The organism is Streptomyces sp. NPDC098101, from assembly GCF_044760185.1.
GTDB lineage: Bacteria > Actinomycetota > Actinomycetes > Streptomycetales > Streptomycetaceae > Streptomyces.
Window position 1 is genome coordinate 686,994 of the sequence record NZ_JBIWAS010000003.1, and the last position, 15,853, is coordinate 702,846.

15 protein-coding genes are annotated in these 15,853 nt (G+C 74.8%); 5 read left to right on the plus strand and 10 right to left on the minus strand.

What is annotated here, in order from left to right:
• Positions 1-42 precede the first annotated feature (42 nt).
• Positions 43-1,299 carry a hypothetical protein gene (locus ACIQVI_RS16190; protein WP_351973275.1) on the minus strand — a complete coding sequence of 419 codons (1,257 nt, stop codon included), beginning with the start codon at positions 1,297-1,299 and terminating at the stop codon, positions 43-45.
• A gap of 466 nt (positions 1,300-1,765) precedes the next feature.
• On the opposite strand from ACIQVI_RS16190, the gene ACIQVI_RS16195 reads away from it, so the two are divergent.
• Positions 1,766-2,467, plus strand: a complete 702-nt coding sequence (locus tag ACIQVI_RS16195; RefSeq protein WP_351973274.1) for a helix-turn-helix transcriptional regulator — start codon at positions 1,766-1,768, stop codon at positions 2,465-2,467.
• Between the two features lie 52 nt (positions 2,468-2,519).
• On the opposite strand, the gene ACIQVI_RS16200 is transcribed toward ACIQVI_RS16195, so the two are convergent.
• The 5 genes from ACIQVI_RS16200 to ACIQVI_RS16220 all read right to left on the minus strand — a co-directional run bounded on the left by ACIQVI_RS16200 (position 2,520) and on the right by ACIQVI_RS16220 (position 6,957).
• Positions 2,520-3,449, minus strand: coding sequence for a phytoene/squalene synthase family protein (locus tag ACIQVI_RS16200; RefSeq protein ID WP_403595894.1), 930 nt, complete (start codon positions 3,447-3,449; stop codon positions 2,520-2,522).
• A gap of 12 nt (positions 3,450-3,461) precedes the next feature.
• Positions 3,462-4,775: an FAD-dependent oxidoreductase gene (locus ACIQVI_RS16205; protein WP_403595897.1), complete on the minus strand. Its 1,314-nt coding sequence runs from the start codon at positions 4,773-4,775 to the stop codon at positions 3,462-3,464.
• A 71-nt stretch (positions 4,776-4,846) separates the two neighbouring features.
• A complete protein-coding gene (locus tag ACIQVI_RS16210; protein WP_403595900.1) occupies positions 4,847-6,127 on the minus strand; it encodes an MAB_1171c family putative transporter in 1,281 nt (426 codons plus the stop codon).
• Positions 6,120-6,707 (minus strand): hypothetical protein, encoded by a 588-nt coding sequence (locus ACIQVI_RS16215; protein WP_351973270.1) that lies wholly within the window; start codon positions 6,705-6,707, stop codon positions 6,120-6,122. Before ACIQVI_RS16215 ends, ACIQVI_RS16210 begins: the two co-directional genes overlap by 8 nt.
• 58 nt (positions 6,708-6,765) lie before the next feature.
• Positions 6,766-6,957, minus strand: coding sequence for a hypothetical protein (locus ACIQVI_RS16220; protein ID WP_351973269.1), 192 nt, complete (start codon positions 6,955-6,957; stop codon positions 6,766-6,768).
• Positions 6,958-7,144: 187 nt separating this feature from the next.
• Between ACIQVI_RS16220 and ACIQVI_RS16225 the strand changes: the two genes are divergently transcribed.
• From ACIQVI_RS16225 to ACIQVI_RS16235, 3 genes are all read left to right on the plus strand, one after another.
• Positions 7,145-8,125: a LuxR C-terminal-related transcriptional regulator gene (locus ACIQVI_RS16225; protein ID WP_403595904.1), complete on the plus strand. Its 981-nt coding sequence runs from the start codon at positions 7,145-7,147 to the stop codon at positions 8,123-8,125.
• A gap of 163 nt (positions 8,126-8,288) precedes the next feature.
• On the plus strand, positions 8,289-9,734 hold the full coding sequence (locus ACIQVI_RS16230) for an AI-2E family transporter (protein WP_403595907.1): 1,446 nt from the start codon (positions 8,289-8,291) through the stop codon (positions 9,732-9,734).
• Positions 9,731-10,396, plus strand: coding sequence for a hypothetical protein (locus ACIQVI_RS16235; RefSeq protein ID WP_403595910.1), 666 nt, complete (start codon positions 9,731-9,733; stop codon positions 10,394-10,396). Before ACIQVI_RS16230 ends, ACIQVI_RS16235 begins: the two co-directional genes overlap by 4 nt.
• A 60-nt stretch (positions 10,397-10,456) precedes the next feature.
• On the opposite strand, the gene ACIQVI_RS16240 is transcribed toward ACIQVI_RS16235, so the two are convergent.
• On the minus strand, positions 10,457-10,996 hold the full coding sequence (locus tag ACIQVI_RS16240; RefSeq protein ID WP_053645869.1) for an alkyl hydroperoxide reductase: 540 nt from the start codon (positions 10,994-10,996) through the stop codon (positions 10,457-10,459).
• A gap of 6 nt (positions 10,997-11,002) precedes the next feature.
• The gene (locus ACIQVI_RS16245) at positions 11,003-11,557 is read right to left on the minus strand and encodes a peroxiredoxin (protein WP_121831559.1); all 555 of its coding nucleotides are present in this window, start codon (positions 11,555-11,557) and stop codon (positions 11,003-11,005) included.
• A 134-nt stretch (positions 11,558-11,691) separates the two neighbouring features.
• On the opposite strand from ACIQVI_RS16245, the gene ACIQVI_RS16250 reads away from it, so the two are divergent.
• Entirely contained in the window at positions 11,692-12,666 is a 975-nt protein-coding gene (locus ACIQVI_RS16250; RefSeq protein ID WP_351972321.1) for a LysR substrate-binding domain-containing protein, read from the plus strand.
• 100 nt (positions 12,667-12,766) lie between these two features.
• Here ACIQVI_RS16250 and ACIQVI_RS16255 read toward each other — a convergent pair whose 3' ends face one another.
• Both ACIQVI_RS16255 and ACIQVI_RS16260 read right to left on the minus strand, forming a co-directional pair.
• Positions 12,767-15,139 carry an FtsX-like permease family protein gene (locus tag ACIQVI_RS16255; RefSeq protein WP_403595914.1) on the minus strand — a complete coding sequence of 791 codons (2,373 nt, stop codon included), beginning with the start codon at positions 15,137-15,139 and terminating at the stop codon, positions 12,767-12,769.
• Complete coding sequence (locus ACIQVI_RS16260) at positions 15,136-15,819, minus strand: ABC transporter ATP-binding protein (RefSeq protein WP_403595917.1); 684 nt, start codon at positions 15,817-15,819, stop codon at positions 15,136-15,138. Before ACIQVI_RS16260 ends, ACIQVI_RS16255 begins: the two co-directional genes overlap by 4 nt.
• Between the last annotated feature and the right edge of the window lie 34 nt (positions 15,820-15,853).

Below are 15,853 nucleotides of genomic sequence, written 5' to 3' on the forward strand. Positions count from 1 at the left end.
TCCGCGCCGGATCCCGGCGGGCGTGCCGCCGGTGACCCCCCGTCAGGGGCGCCGGCCCCCGTACAGGCCGATCCGCTCGATGGACCGGATCAGCCGGTAGTCCTCCTCGACCGCGCGGGCGGCGCCGGTCAGCACGAGTTCGCCGGGTGACGAGGCGCGGTCGAGGGTCTTGCGCAGCGGGCGCCCCGGCCGCGCGAACCGGATGACGTGGGCGAGGGTCGGCAGGGCCGAGATGGTCCGGAGCAGGGTGGCGTCGAGCGCGCAGCCGTCGGCGGGGGCCGCCAGGGAGACCCGCATCACGGCCCGGTCCCCGCTCGCCGAGGCCCGGCCGAGGCCCTCGGTCGTCGCCGCCCGGGCCGCTGCGGCGATGTGGCTGACCGAGGGGGAGTAGTCGTCGGCCGGGGACGGCTGGGCAAAGGCGCGCGCCGACAGCAGGACCGGCCCGCGCCGCTCGCACCACGCCACCCGGAGCCGGGCGGCGCCGTGGACGATCCCGAGGACGGGCAGCACCCGCAGGGCGTAGGGCGACAGCGCGCGGAAGAGCGGCGCGCGGTGGTCGAGCAGTTCGGAGCGGTCGTGCACCTGCGCGTCCGTCCGGCTCTCGGCCCAGATCGCGGACACCAGGTGCTCGCCGGACGCGGTGCCGCTGACGGTGTGGACGAGGTACTGCGGGCCCGGAACGCGCTCCTGGACCACCACTTCGCCCGACCCGGTCTGGTACCGGGCGGCCCGGTGCGCCCGGCACCAGGCCGCCGTGATCTCGTCCGGCGTGGAGCAGACGGCGGGCCGCGCCGTCACCGAACTGTCGGCCGCCGCGACGACGTAGGACGGGAAGCGGACCATCTCGGCCCATCGCAGGGCGTCCGTCACGTCGGTGGAGTACACCGAGGGGACCGAGGCGATCCCCGAATCGCCCAGCGCGGCGGCCTGGATCGCCCGGTTGGTCCTGACGAACGTCGTGCCGGGGTCGTTTCCCGGGAGGCCGAGGAGGTGGGAGAGGCGGTCGGCGAGCTCCACGCCCAGGCCGCTGCCGGCGACCACCCGGTCGACGCCCCGGCCCGCGAGCTTCCGCACCGTGCGCCGCATCCCGGTGTGCGCGACGGTGCCGGAGCGGTCGGGGGCGTCCGCCGCGCGGTGGGCGGCGGGGCGCTCGTGGTCCGGCAGGGTCACGGTGACGCACTCCCAGCCGAGGCGGGAGTACTCGCGGAGGTGGCCGTCGTCGTCCCCGTACGGCGCGACGACCGCGACGGTGCCGGGAACGGGCCGGCGGGCGGAGGGGGCGTCCGGTGCGCGCGACATGACTGGGCTCCCTCTGGCGGGCAGGGGAGCCGACCGGGCCGCGACCGGGAGCGCTGCCGTCCGGGGCGGTGGCCGGGAGCTGTTCCCGGGCGGCGCGGTCGCACCGCGCCGGCTGCGGAGCACCCCTGCGGTGCGGGTCGATCTTCGTACGGGTGGCGGCGGACCCGGACCGGTCGCCGGCGGCCGCGGAGCGGCGACGCCGCGTCCCGCCCGGACGGGACCCCCGTACCCGTCCCCCGGAACTCCGCGCGCCGGCCCGCGCGCCGCCGCGCGAGGTCACCGTGCGAAGTCCCCGCGGGGACAAGCACGTTCACCGATCCTGCTGCACGCGCCCGGCGGTGTCAACAATTGTGAACTTCCTGGCCGGAGTCGCCCCCCGGAACGGCCGGAGCCCGTGACTCGGGCGGAGACGGGCGGCTAACCTGCACCCAACCGACCGCCCCCGCCCCGCTGGAGACCGCCTCGCATGAACGCCGTCGACCCGCCGCAGGACGACCTCGCGGCGCTGATCACGGCGATCAACGGACTGCTCCCCTCCACGGCGATGACCCACGAGGACCTGGAACTCGACTCGGTGGCCCGCCGGACCGGCATCCCGGAGGACGTCGTCCTCGCCCTCCTCCGGGGCGAGCCGGTCCCGGACGACGCATTGAACCCGGGCTTCACCGACCGCCTGGCCTTCCTCCTCGACACCCGGCGCGCACCGGACGGCAAGCCCTACCGGCAGGTCGACATCGCGGACGCGCTCGGCCTCTCCCGGGGCATGGTCTCCGCCCTCCTCTCGGGCAACCGCGAGGCGGGCAGGGCCGTGACGGCCTCCCTGGAGGAGTTCTTCGACGTGGACCCCGGCTTCCTGAGCACGAGCGGCCGCCGGGCCCTCGCCCGGGCGCTGCGCCCCGTCTACGCGAGCCTCCTCACGCTGAGCACCCTCCGGGGGGAGCGCGTCAGCGGCCTCGCGCTGCGCGGCGGCGTCGACGTCGCGGACATCCGGCTGGCCGACCAGCTCAGGGAGGCCCTCGCGGCGGTCCTCACCCCGCCCCCGCCGGAACCCGAGGCGGACCCGCACGAGCAGGAGCTCCGGGAGATCACCGACCAGGTCCGCGCCCTCGCCCCGCCCTCCCGCACCCGCCTCATGGGCAAGATCCGGGGCCTGCTGCGGCAGCCGTGACGACCCGTCAGGCCCTGCCCTGCCTGTCACACCCCGGGCCTGTCACGCCCCGTTAGACCCTGCCCGGCCGGTCACGCCCCGCGCCCCGGCGCGCCAGTTCCCGGAGCAGTACGGCGGCGCACCCGGCCGGCGGGGGCCCGCACGGGCGGGACACGAGCGACGCCCCGGCCTTCCGCACCGCCGCCGCCCGCAGCTCCTGCACCCCCAGGACGGCGCGCAGGAACGGGCGGTGTGCCCCGGCCGCGAGGTCGACGACCGGCCGGGCCTCCTCCAGGAAGGCGGCGGCGACACCGGTCTGACCGGCGACGAGCGCCGCGACCCGGTCCGCGCGCGCCGTCTCCGGGCGCAGGTCCCGGACCGTCAGGCCGTGCCGGGCGAGGGCCTCGTCCGAGACGCCGACCCTCCCCTCCTCGACGTCCTGCGCGAGGTCCTCCAGGAAGTCGAGCCGCTGCATGGCCGTGATGAGCGCCAGACAGGCCCGCTCGAACGCGGCCGCCTCCGCCCCGTCGCCGGGCGCCAGCAGGCCCATGGACAGCATCAGGGCGGGCAGCGAGTACCCCTCGACGTACCGCTCGACCTCGGCCTCCGTGCCGAACCGCTCCCAGGTGACCTCCTGGACGGCCCCGTCGAGGAACGCCCGCACGCGCCCGCGCAGCACCGGATGCCGGGCCGCCGCCCACGCGAGCGTCCGGAGCACCGGGTGCGGGGACGTGCCGGTGGCCAGGGCCCCGTCCGTGAGCGCCCGCCACCGCCGCAGCGCCTCCTCGCGCTCCGGCAGCCCGCCGCGGTCGATCCGGTCGTCGGTCTCGTGCATGAAGGCGACCAGGACGACGACGTCGGGCTGGAGCGCCGCCGGCAGCAGCAGCCGCGCCGCCGTGTACTCGGCCGGCGCGAACCGGCGCACCGCCCGGCGCTGTTCGGTGTATCCCCGGCGGGCCTCCGGCTCCCGGATTCCCGCACGGTCGAGGACGCGCTTCCACATGCCGGGCTCCCCTCAGCCGTTGATCAGGACGCGGGCGGCCCGGGCGAGGAACCGCACGTCGGTCAGGGCCTTCGGCGGCAGCTCCATGTTCACGACCCCCATGTACCGGGCGTTCACGGCGGAATCGAGCACGGACGCCTCGGTGAGCCGGTCGGCGACCCACTTCCGCACGCGGTAGCCGCGGGGGTACGGGCCGGTGACGTGCGGCTGCGCGAGGTCGGCCGCCGTGGAGAGCTCCCAGGCCCCGTCCACGACCGCCTCGGCGAGGCGGAAGTAGTCCCGGGCCGGGACGTGCGGGGACGGGGCCGAACGCAGGTGGGCGCCCAGGGCGTTCGCCGCCAGCGCCGCCAGCGTCAGGCCCTGCCCGTAGACCGGGTTGACGCTGGCCAGGGCGTCCCCCACCACGACGAGGCCGCCGGGGAACCGGTCCAGGCGGGTGTGGACCCGGCGGCGGCTCTCGACGAAGCGGTACGTCCTGACGCCGCCGATCCTCGCGGAGGCGTCCGCCACCGTCCGGAACGGTTCGACGCAGCGGCGCATCCGCCGCAGGAACTCCTCGGGGTCGGGCCCGGGGCGGTGGCCGGCGTAACCGGCCAGGACGACCGACCAGCGGTCGCCCTCCACCGCGGTCAGGGCGCCGGGCTCCGTCACCGTGGGCAGGTAGCCGCTCGCGGGCCCCGGGCTGGAGTGGGCGACGACCGTACCGCCCAGCTCGTCCCCGCGCCGGAACAGGGCGGTGGCGTACCCGAGGTCGACCCTCATGGCCTCGACGGGCGCCCGGTCCCAGCCCTGCCGGACGAGCCAGTCCTCCAGCGGGCTGTTCCGCCCCATCGCGTCCACCGCGAGATCGGCGTCGAACGTCTCCCCGGGCCCGCCGTCGGGGGCCTCCGTGGTCACGCCGGCCACCCGGTCGCCCCGGAACACGAGACCGGTGGCCCGCGCCCGGACGGACCGCACGTTCCCCAGCCCCTCGACCCGGCGCCGCAGGTGGCCCTCCAGGAACGGCCGGGTGGCGCCGAGCATCCGCGCCCCGGGCACCGGGGCCTTCAGCCGCCCGTCCAGGTAGAACCGCACGTCGTCGCCCTCGCCCAGGAGCGCGCCGCCCTTCACCAGGTCGTCGGTGATCCCGGGGAACCAGCGCTCCAGCTGCGTGTGCCCCATGGACAGCAGGGCGTGGAGCTGGTGCCGCTGCGGGGTCCGCAGCCCGAGGCCGTCGGGCCCGATCGCGTCGGGCTCCACCACCACGACGTCCTCGGCGTGGTCGCTCAGCACCCGGGCGGCGAAAAGCCCCGCGTAGCTCCCGCCCATGACGACGGCCCGCTTCATGTGCCCCCCGTTTCGGCGCAACGGCCGAGTCCTCGAACGCTGTTGGCGGCGCCGTGCCGCGCGCCGGCCGGTCAGGACATTACCGCGCGGTCACCGGAGGTCCCGCGCGGGCCGGCGTCCCCGGGCCACAGCTCCCGCAGCGCCGAGGCGACGAGCGGATGGTCCAGGTGGGCGGCGACGAGCAGGAGCCGGCCCCGCTCGTCGGACGCGGCCGTGTCCTCCCCGGGAAGCGGGGCGACCGGGCCGTCCGGCGGAACCGGACGCGCCCGCCGCGACCGGGCCGCGTCGCGCCGCGCCTCCCGGAGGCGGAGCCCGGCGTCCCGCAGCACGGCCGCCGTCACGACCGCCTGCCGCTCCGCCGCCGGGAGGGGCGGGACGGCCGCCGCCGCGTGACGTACGGCGGCCCCGGCCGCGTCGGCCGACGACCAGGCCCGCAGCACGCGCATCCCGTCGAGGATCTCGACCACCCGGCGGTGCAGCGTGAACCTCACGCGGGTGAGGCGCAGCCCGGCGCCGCCCGGGTCCAGCGCGAGCCTCTCGTCCACGTCCTTCACCGTCAGGTCCCACAGCGGTTGCAGGGCCTTGACGTCCCGCCGTTCCCGCAGCCACGCGCTGACGGCGGCGCCGGTCATCCCGTAACTGGTGAGGACCGCCGCGACGGTGCCGAAGAACGACCCCAGGGTGCCCACGTCGTCGAGGGCGTGGCTGCCCAGGCTCGCGGCGAGGACGGCCGGGGCGTTGCACACCACGTACCCGAAGCAGATCACCATCGCCACGCCGAAGTACCGGACCGCGTGCCGCAGGTCCGGATCCGCCGGGACCGTACGGCGGGCCAGCCGGGCGGTGCTGAGCGTGGCACAGGACAGCGCCGCCAGGAACAGGACCAGGAAGACGAGCACCAGGGGCTGCCCGGCGAAGTCCGTGTTGAAGCGCAGCGGGTCCGCGGGCCGCCCGTCCAGGTCCGCCGACCAGAAGGCGGCCCCCATGGCCACGATCACCACCCCGTACGCCCCGGCCCACGCCCGGGCCCTCCGGTGCACCCCGGCGCGCCCGCCGGGCGACGGGGGCACGGTCCAGAGCACCGTGAGGACGTGCGTGATCGCGTAGCACACGACGATCCCCGCGTACACGGGAAGGGTCGCGGCGCTGGGCCGCCCCGTGGCCTCGCCGAGGCCGCGGTAACCGGCCGGGCTGGCCGCCGCGTACACCAGGACCGACACGGCGAAGCTGAGGGTGATCAGGGCCAGGGTGACCGTCCGCTCCCGCAGGAGGGCCGCGCCCTTCCAGAGGCTGATCAGCAGGTTGACCGCCGCCACGACGAGGTAGACCGCCGTGGTCGCGCGCTCAGACACCGGCGCTCCGGTGCGCGAGGGCGGACGAGACGGGCTCGTCCCCGCGCGCCCCGGAGAGGCGCAGCCGCTGGAGCATGAGCGTCGCGAACGTCTCCGCGCCCAGCTCGGCCCGCTGGGCGTAGTGGGACCTGGTCAGGACCTTCAGTACGGCCCCGGGCCGGAGGCCGGGCAGGAGCAGGCGGATCGTGGCCTCGTCCATCCCCGGGGCGTGACCGCCCTCCTCGGCGGGGTGGTCCTCCCAGAGGTGGAAGAGCTCGTGCAGGGTGGCGTGCGCCCGGGTCAGCTCGCCGGCCTGCGCGTCGACGACGACGTAGTCCCGGTCGTGGCCGCGGACGCAGAAGGCGGACACCTCCGGCGGGAGCGGGACCCCGACCATCACGATCCGCCGGCCCCGCTTCTCCTCGACCGCCCCGACCACCGCGGCCATGTCCCCGGCGCCCATGAGGCCCGGATCGCGGTGGATGAGCCGTCTGGCCCGCCGGGCCGCCGCCCACAGGTGCCCCTGCTCGCGCACGGCGGCCCACCGGCCGCCCGCCCGCCGGCCGCGTGCGCCCGGAGGGCGCGGCTCCTTCAGCGGCATCCTGGACTCCTCCTCGTGATCGCGTCTGTCCCGGCGCGGCCCGACCGCGCGGCGGCGATCAGTCCCAGTCGGGCTCGTGGGGCGAGGCCGGCCCCGACGGCGGGAGCGGCGCGGCCCGGTCCGGCGCGGCCGAGACCACGGACCGGGGCGCGGACTCTCCGGCGGACACGGCCGTCACCACCCCGAAGGACAGGGCGGCGAGGGCCGCGGTTCCGGCAAGTACGGCGACGGCCCTGCTCGCGGTGCGCATGAAGCGGCTCCTTCGTCCCGGTCGCCCCGTGGACGGCACGGCGCGCCGCACCGCGCCACGGAGGCGTTCCGCATGTCTCGTCATGTCTCGTCATCCGGCCGGGAGTTAGGCTGCCGTACCGGTTCGGCGCTCGCAAGGAATCGAGGGGTGCCCATCGGCGCATTGCGCGGATGGGCGGGGAGAGACTGTGGACGAACGCGGCGAAGAGGTCCCCGAGGCCGGCGACCTCGGTCTTTCCGAGGCCGACGTGCGGCTCTACTGGCAGGTCCGGCGCGGGAACGACGACCTGGAGGCGGACGATCCGCGCCTCGAGAACCTCCGGAGCGCCGGGGTCGTCTTCACCGAGCCCCTCACCGACCGGCCCAGCACGAGGCCGCTGCCCCACGTCGAGCGGGAGCTGATCCGCAGGGAACTTGACGAAGTCGAACGCCGCCTCCGGCGCATCCGGCGCATCCCGTCGGTCCTGGGCACCCTGGACCGGGCCGTGTCCGAAGGCCGCTCCGACAGCGACGCCGTCGAGATCGTCACCTCCCCGAAGGCCGTCCACCCCCTCCTCCACAACGCGATCGAGACCTCCACCGCCGTCTGGTCGTCCCAGACGCGGCCGAGGCACCCGGAGCGGATGGCGGCGTCGACCGTCCGCGACGTCGCCCTCCTGCGGAGGGGAGGCGTCCGCTACCGGGACCTCTACCCGGCGAGCGCCCGGACCCGGACCCCCGAGACCGACCACGCCAGGAGGACCGCCGAGACCGGGGCCGCCGAGAGCCGGACCTCCTCGCGCAGGTTCCCCCGCATGATCATCACCGACACGCTGGGACTGATCTCGGACCGCCGGGTCGGCGAGGGGAGCGGCGAGCCCGCCATCGTCGTCCGGGACCCGGCGCTGCTCGCCTGGCTGAGGGAGGAGTACGAGCTGCACTGGGAGGCGTCGGACCCCTGGTTCCCGGCCCCGGCCGACGGCCCCGGCGACCGCGAGCTCGTCGAACGCGACATGCTCCGGATGCTCTCCGAGGGGAGCACCCGCGAGGCCATCACCCGGACGCTCGCCATCAGCCCGCGCACCTACACGACCTACATGGCCGCCCTGCGCGACCGCCTCGGGGCCAGGACCAACGAACAGCTGATGTACGAGCTCGGCAGGCAGGGGCGCACGGCCGTCGGCGGATGATCCCGCCCCCCGCCTCCACGCCGTCCGGCACCGGCGTCTCAACCCCGGGAAGCCCCCCGCCGTCCTACGGTGGGGGGCTTCCCGGCACGGGCGTGTAGGTTCGGGGATCCAGGGGCACCCGGGGAGTCACCGGCAAGAGCAGGTGGGGGAAAGAGGGAAGAACATGTCGAGAGTGCCAGGGTGGCTGAACCGGCTGGGCGAGGGTCTGAGCCGCGCGGGCCGACGACTCGACGAGCGCAGGGCCGAGGCGGAGCGGGACGACGAGCTCGACCTGCCGTACGGGAGACCCGCCGACCGCCCCCGCGCGGCCGCGACCGTCCCCGCCCGGCCCGGGGCCGACCCGGACACCGCCGCGCCCCTGCCGGACCCGGAGGACGCCACCGGCGACGACGAGGCCGCGGAGTCCGGCCTCTCCGTCCCCGCGCCCCCCTCGTACGCCCCCGCCGTCGCCGCCCGCCCCGACCCCGCCGCCGCCATCCCCTGGGGGATGCGGGTGGCCGCCGAGGCGGGCTGGCGCCTGCTCGTCCTCGCCGGGACGGTCTGGGTCCTGATGAAGGTGATCAGCTCCGTGCAGCTGGTCGTCCTCGCCTTCGTCGCCGCGCTCCTCGTCACCGCCCTGCTCCAGCCCACCGTGGCCATGCTGCGCCGCAGGGGCCTGCCCCGGGGACTCGCCACCGCCGTCACCGCGATCTCCGGCTTCGTCGTGATGGGACTGGTCGGCTGGTTCGTGGTGTGGCAGGTCATGGACAACATCGACAACCTGTCCGACCAGGTCAAGAACGGCATCGAGGAGCTCAAGCGCTGGCTCCTCAACAGCCCCTTCCACGTCACCGAGCAGCAGATCAACGGGATCGCCAAGAACCTCAGCGACTCCGTCGGCACCAACGCCGAGCAGATCACCCAGGTCGGCCTCCAGGGCGTCACGGTCGTCGTCGAGACGATGACCGGCATCCTCCTCGCCATGTTCTCGACGCTCTTCCTGCTGTACGACGGGAAGAAGGTCTGGGAGTGGACGCTGAAGCTGGTCCCCGCCCAGGCCCGCCCGGGCGTCGCCGGCGCCGGGCCGCGCGCCTGGCGCACCCTCACCGCCTACGTGCGGGGCACGGTCCTCGTCGCCCTCATCGACGCCGTCTTCATCGGCATCGGCCTCTACTTCCTCGACGTGCCGATGGCCGTGCCGCTCGCCGTCTTCATCTTCCTCTTCGCCTTCATCCCGATGGTCGGCGCCGTCTTCTCCGGCGCCCTGGCGGTCGTCGTCGCCCTCGTCACCAACGGGGTGTTCACCGCCCTCATGGTGCTCGTCGTCGTCCTCGCCGTGCAGCAGATCGAGGGCCACGTCCTCCAGCCGTTCATCCTCGGCCGCGCGGTCCGGGTCCACCCGCTGGCCGTCGTCCTCGCCGTCGCCGCGGGCGGCCTGACCGCCGGCATCGGCGGCGCCGTCGTCGCCGTCCCGCTGGTCGCCGTCGCCAACACGGCGGTCGGCTACCTGCGCGCGTACAGCACCGAACAGGCCCTGCGCAGCACACCGGAGCCGCGCGGGGCGACCGCGTACGAAGTGGCCCCGACGCCGGCCCCCGGCTCGGTGCGGGGCAAGGGGGAGGACATGTGATATCGGAACCGGAGCTGGTGGGCGGCGGGGGATTCGAGAGACCCGAGGTGCTCACCGAGGCGCCACCGCCCCGGCCGCCGAGGGCCCGCCGCCCCTGGCTGTGGGCCCTCGGCGGCGCGCTCACGGCCTCGGCGGTCTGGGGCGGCGGGCTCTACGCGTACGAGCGGGGGAAGCCGGCGGGGCCGGACCTCCAGGGGTACCGGCACGTGGAGGACCTCTGCGAGGTGGTGGGCTTCGAGGCGCTCGCCGGCGTCCTGGGCGAGCGGCGGGAGAGCGGCTCGTCCCCCGTGGTGAACGAGCCGGCGATCAGCGAGGCGTCGTGCTCGGTCGCCTTCGGCCCGCAGGAGAGCGGACAGAGCGTCGACATCACGTACACCCTGCACAAGGTGACCGACCCGGGGCCCGAGTTCGAGGTGCGCGCGCAGCAGGCCGGCCTCCTGCGGAAGGTCGACGGCATCGGCGAGACGGCCTTCTTCGACGACATGGAGGAGGAGGGGGGCCGGCTCCGGGTCCTCGACGGCCAGGCCGAGTTCCAGGTCGACATCTTCAGCCAGGACTACACGATGGACGGGGAGGAGATCGTGTCGTCGCTCGACCTCTCCGGCATCGAGGTCCCGATGACCCAGGACGTACTGGCCCTGATGGCCGCGCTCAAGAAGTGACGGACGCGCGGAAGGGCCCCGGAGCGGGAGGCTCCGGGGCCCTTCTCGTACGGCGCGCGGTCAGGCCTGCTCGGCGAGGACCGCTTCCGCGTCGAGGGTGACGCCGACCGCCTGGATGACGGCGGCGATCTTCACGGCCTCCTGGATGGTGGCGCGGTCGAGACCGGCCTGGCGCAGGACCTGCTCGTGCGAGTCCAGGCACTGGCCGCAGCCGTTGATCGCGGAGACGGCCAGCGACCACAGCTCGAAGTCGACCTTCTCCACGCCCGGGTTGCCGATGACGTTCATCCGCAGACCGGCGCGCAGCGTCCCGTACTCGGGGTCCGACAGCAGGTGCCGGGTCCGGTAGAAGACGTTGTTCATCGCCATGATCGCGGCGGCGGACTTGGCGGCCTGGTACGCCTCGGGCTTGAGGTTCTCCCGGGCCTCCGGCTCCAGCTCCTTGAGCACCTTCGGCGAGCGCGAGGCGATCGCGCAGGCCAGGACGGTGCCCCAGAGCTGCTGCTGGGGGAGGTCGCTGTTGCCGATGACCGAGCCCAGGTTGAGCTTCAGGTCCTTGGCGAAGTCCGGTATGGCGGCCTTGAGTTCATCGAGAGCCACGGCGGATCACTCGCCCGAGAGGAGCTTGACGGGGTCGAGGGTGTTCTCGCCCTTGCTCCAGTTGCACGGGCACAGCTCGTCGGTCTGCAGGGCGTCCAGGACCCGCAGGACCTCCTTGGGGTTACGGCCGACGGAGCCGGCGGTCACCATGGTGAACTGGATCTCGTTGTTCGGGTCCACGATGAAGACGGCGCGCTGCGCGAAGCCGTCCTCGCCCTCGACGCCGCAGTCCCGCATCAGGTCGTGCTTGGAGTCCGCGAGCATCGGGAAGGGCAGGTCGCGCAGGTCGTCGTGGTCCTTGCGCCAGGCGTGGTGCACGAACTCGGAGTCGCCGGAGACGCCGAGGATCTGGGCGTCGCGGTCCGCGAACTCGTCGTTCAGCTTGCCGAACGCGGCGATCTCGGTCGGGCAGACGAAGGTGAAGTCCTTCGGCCAGAAGAACACCACGCGCCACTTGCCCTCGTAGGACTTGTGGTCGATCTGCTCGAACTCCTTGCCGCTCTCCAGCGACACGCAGGCGGTCAGGTCGTAGGTGGGGAACTGGTCACCGACAGTGAGCACGCGCTCTCCTTGCAGCGGGGAAGCGCCCCTTTTGAGGGGCTTCCTTGGGGGTTGGACGGATCACCAGCATGGCACGGAGTGCATTGATCAGTGAAATAGCTAGAGTGGGTCGTGTTGATCGAAGGTGGTTATCAGTGGCATCCCCGTACAGCCCCCCGCACGGCCCGCACCGCACCAAGCAGCCGAGCCTCTCCCAGCTCAGAGCGTTCGCGGCGGTCGCCGAGCATCTGCACTTCCGCGACGCGGCGGCCGCCATCGGCATGAGCCAGCCCGCGCTCTCGGGCGCGGTTTCGGCACTCGAAGAGGCACTCGGTGTCCAGCTCCTCGAGCGTACGACGCGGAAGGTGCTGCTCTCGCCCGCCGGGGAGCGGCTGGCGGTCCGCACGCGGACGGTCCTCGACGCGGTGGGCGCGCTGATGGAGGAGGCGGAGGCGGCCCGGGCGCCGTTCACCGGGGCGCTGCGGCTCGGGGTGATCCCGACCGTCGCGCCCTATCTGCTGCCCACCGTCCTGCGCCTGGTTCACCGGCGCTACCCGGAGCTCGACCTCCAGGTCCACGAGGAGCAGACCTCCTCGCTCCTGGAGGGGCTCGCGGCCGGACGGCTCGACCTGTTGCTCCTCGCCGTCCCGCTCGGGATGCCCGGCGTCACCGAACTGCCGCTCTTCGACGAGGACTTCGTCCTGGTCACCCCGGCCGGGCATCCGCTGGCCGGGCGGGAGGACATCCCGCGCGAGGCCCTGAAGGAGCTGCGGCTGCTGCTCCTGGACGAGGGGCACTGCCTGCGCGACCAGGCCCTCGACATCTGCCGCGAGGCCGGGCGCTCGGACGGCGCCGAGGTCACCACCACCGCGGCCGGCCTCGCCACCCTGGTCCAGCTCGTCGCCGGGGGCCTCGGCGTGACCCTGCTGCCGCGCACCGCCGTCACCGTCGAGACCGCCCGCAACACCGCCCTGTGGACCGGCCTCTTCGCCGAACCGGCCCCCTCCCGGCGCATCGCCCTCGCGATGCGCACGGGCGCGGCCCGCCAGGCCGAGTTCCAGGAACTGGCGGAGGCACTGCGGGGAGCGATGCGGGGCCTTCCGGTACGGGTGGTGGGCGACGGGTCCTGAAAGCCGGGGCGCGGCGGCTCCTGGAACGCACTGCGCGGCGGCTCCCGAAGCCCCCCGGCATCAGGAACCGCCGCCCGTATCCGTACGTGCGGTCGACGGGTTACTCCGTGCGCAGCCCGTCCGCGCGCATCAGCCGCCACAGGACCGGCATACTCAGCAGCGTCACCAGCCCGATCAGGGCGGCGCCGATGCCGACGACGGGCAGGAACACCCACCAGTCCCGGACCTGTTGCCCGCCCATCCTCAGGAGGACGAGCCCGAGCGCGAGCCCGCCCGCCACGGCGAGGGCCAGGCCGAGGGCGATCGGCACCGCCGTCTGCCACAGCACCGACCAGCTCAGGGTGGAGCGCCGGGTGCCGAAGGCGACCAGCGAGGAGAGCAGCCGCTTGCGGTCCCTGAGCTGCTCCAGGGTGGTGACCAGGAGCGAGGCCGCCACCAGGAGCATCGTCAGGGTGGAGCCGACGAGGATGCCGGTGCGGACGCTGGAGAAGGCCGCGTCGCGCTCGGTGTCCTTCAGGTCCTTCACCCAGACGGTCGGGTCGATCGCCGCCGCCGTGTTCCGCACGTGCTCGGCGGCGTCGGGCACGGCCGGGTCGAGCCGGATCATGCTCTGCGCGTAGGGCGCGTCGAGCCGGGCGGAGTCGATCGCCGACGGGGTGACGAGGACGCCGTACCGGTACATGCCCGTCGGGTCGGGGCGGGAGTCCACGACCTTCGCGTGCGCGGGGATCTTCCACCGCGGCAGCGGGCCGTTCGCGGGCCGCTCCGACCCGTCCCGGGGCGGGTGCGGGTCGCGCAGGGCGACCGTGGCGCCCGGCCGCGCGACCGCGGTGATCCGCGCGTCGTCCGGGGCGCCCTGCGCGCCGTGCGCGAGGGCGACGAAGACGTCGCCGTCCCGGCAGGAGGGCAGGGCGGCGAACTCCCGCAGGGAGGCGCAGTCGCCGACCCTGACCGAGGCCGACGGGGCGAAGTCCCGGCCCTCGTCCGGCGGGCCGGGCCGCCACGCGTTCGACTCCAGGACGGACAGCGCCCCGGTGACGCCCTCGGTCCGCGCGAAGCGGGCGGTGATGTCGCGGGCCTCGGCGGCGGTCCTGCCCTGGAAGCCGACGGCGATCCGGCTGCGGGACGGGTCCTCGCCGGTCGGCACCGTGAAGTCGTGCTCCATCGCCTGGAAGAGCATCTGGAGCGCGATGGCGCCGGTGGCCGCGACGACGATGCCGCTGACCGCGCGGGCCGCCGTGCCGCTGCTCAACTGGAGCCTGCGGACGGCGAGCTGCCAGGCCACCGGGCCCGCGTGCAGCCGCTTCACCCCGGCCTCGACCAGCCACGGGAGCAGCGTGGTCAGACCGATGAGGAAGAGGACGGTGCCGGTCACGACGGGCACGGTGTCGATGCTGGTCTCGGTCACCTCGACCCGGCCCATGAGCGGGGCGAGCAGGGCGACGCCGGCCGCCAGGAGCAGCAGCCGCCACCACAGCCGGCGGCGGCGCGGCGCGGAGGCCCGGACGACGCCGAGCGGCTCGATCGCCACCCCGCGCAGCGCGACGAGGGTGACCACGACCGAGGCGACCGGGACCACGACGAGGGCGAGGGCGGCGAGCGCGGGCATCGGCACGACGTCGGAGGGGAAGGCGTTGGCGTCCCAGATGGTGAAGGATCCGGCGAACCGCCGTGCCACCGCGAAGAGTCCGGCACCGGCCAGGAGGCCGAGGAGCGCGCCCGCGAGGGACTCGCCGGCCGCGATCCGCCGGGTCGTGGGGACGTCCGCGCCGACCAGCCGGAGCGCCGCGAGCCGCCGGTCGCGCTGTTCGCCGCCGAAGCGGACGGCGGTCGCGACGAAGACGAGCACCGGCAGCAGCAGGACGACGCAGGCGACGACCACGAGCAGGATCATGAAGGCGTTCATCGGCTCTTCGGGCACCGACCAGCCGAAGCGCTGGCCGCGCCCGTCGAAGTTGTCGGTGTCCAGGAAGTCGGCGTGGGCGACGTACCGCAGATCGGCCGGGCCGATGAGCCCGTCCTTGCCGAGGGTCCCGACCGCCTCGTAGGGGAGCCGTTCCTTGAGCAGGGCGCCCTCGGGGGAGTCGAGCAGGTCGCGGAGCGCGGGGGAGACCAGCATCTCGCCGGCCCGGGGGAACGCGGTCGCGCCCGGGGGGACCGAGGGCGCGTCGCCCTCGGGGCGCAGCAGCAGCCCGGAGACGACGTCGTCCCGGTAGACGGTGGCGCGGGTGAGGTGGAGAAAGGTGTCGGGCCCGGGGGCGGTGACCTCCCTGCTCCCGTCGACGGCGCGGACCGCCTCCCGCACCTCGCGCTGGAAGAGGATGTTCGGCAGCGAGGCGGCGAGCAGCAGCAGCGCCACCCCGAAGCCGACGCCGGTGGCGGTCAGCAGGGTGCGCAGCAGGCCGGGACGGCCGCCGGTGACGGCGAACCGGGCACCGAGCGTCAGGTCACGGGCCCAGGTGCGGAGCTTCATGCCGCCCACTCCGCGTCCCGCACCCGGCCGTCGCGCACGACGATCTCGCGGTCCGAGTAGGCGGCGACCCTGGCCTCGTGGGTGACGAGGACGACGGCGGCGCCGGTGTCCCGGGAGGCCTCGGTGAGCAGGCCCATGACCCGCTCGCCGTTGAGGGAGTCGAGGGCGCCGGTCGGCTCGTCGGCGAAGATCACCCGGGGGGCGGTGACGAGCGCGCGGGCGACGGCGACGCGCTGGCCCTGGCCGCCGGAGATCTCGCCGGGGCGCTGGGTCGCGACGCCGTCGACCTCCAGGCGGGCGAGCCACTCGACGGCCCTGGCCTCGGCGGCCCTGCGCTTCTCGCCGTTGAGGCGCAGCGGGAGGGCCACGTTCTCCACGCAGGTCAGCTCGGGGACGAGCTGGCCGAACTGGAAGACGAAGCCGAAGTCGGTGCGGCGCAGGGAGCTGCGCGCGGTGTCGGAGAGGGCGGTGAGGTCCCGTCCGTCGTAGGCGATGGTGCCCGCGTCGGGGCGGACGATCCCGGCCAGGCAGTGCAGCAGCGTGGACTTGCCGGAGCCGGAGGGGCCCATGACGGCGACGACCTCGCCGGCCCGCAGCGAGAAGTCGGCGCCCGCGAGCGCCGGGGTCGGCCCGTAGGCCTTGTCGAGGCCGGTCGCCCTGAGGAGCGGTGCGGAGGTCATCGGCGGGCCCTTCGTCCGTCGTGTCCGGGGAGGC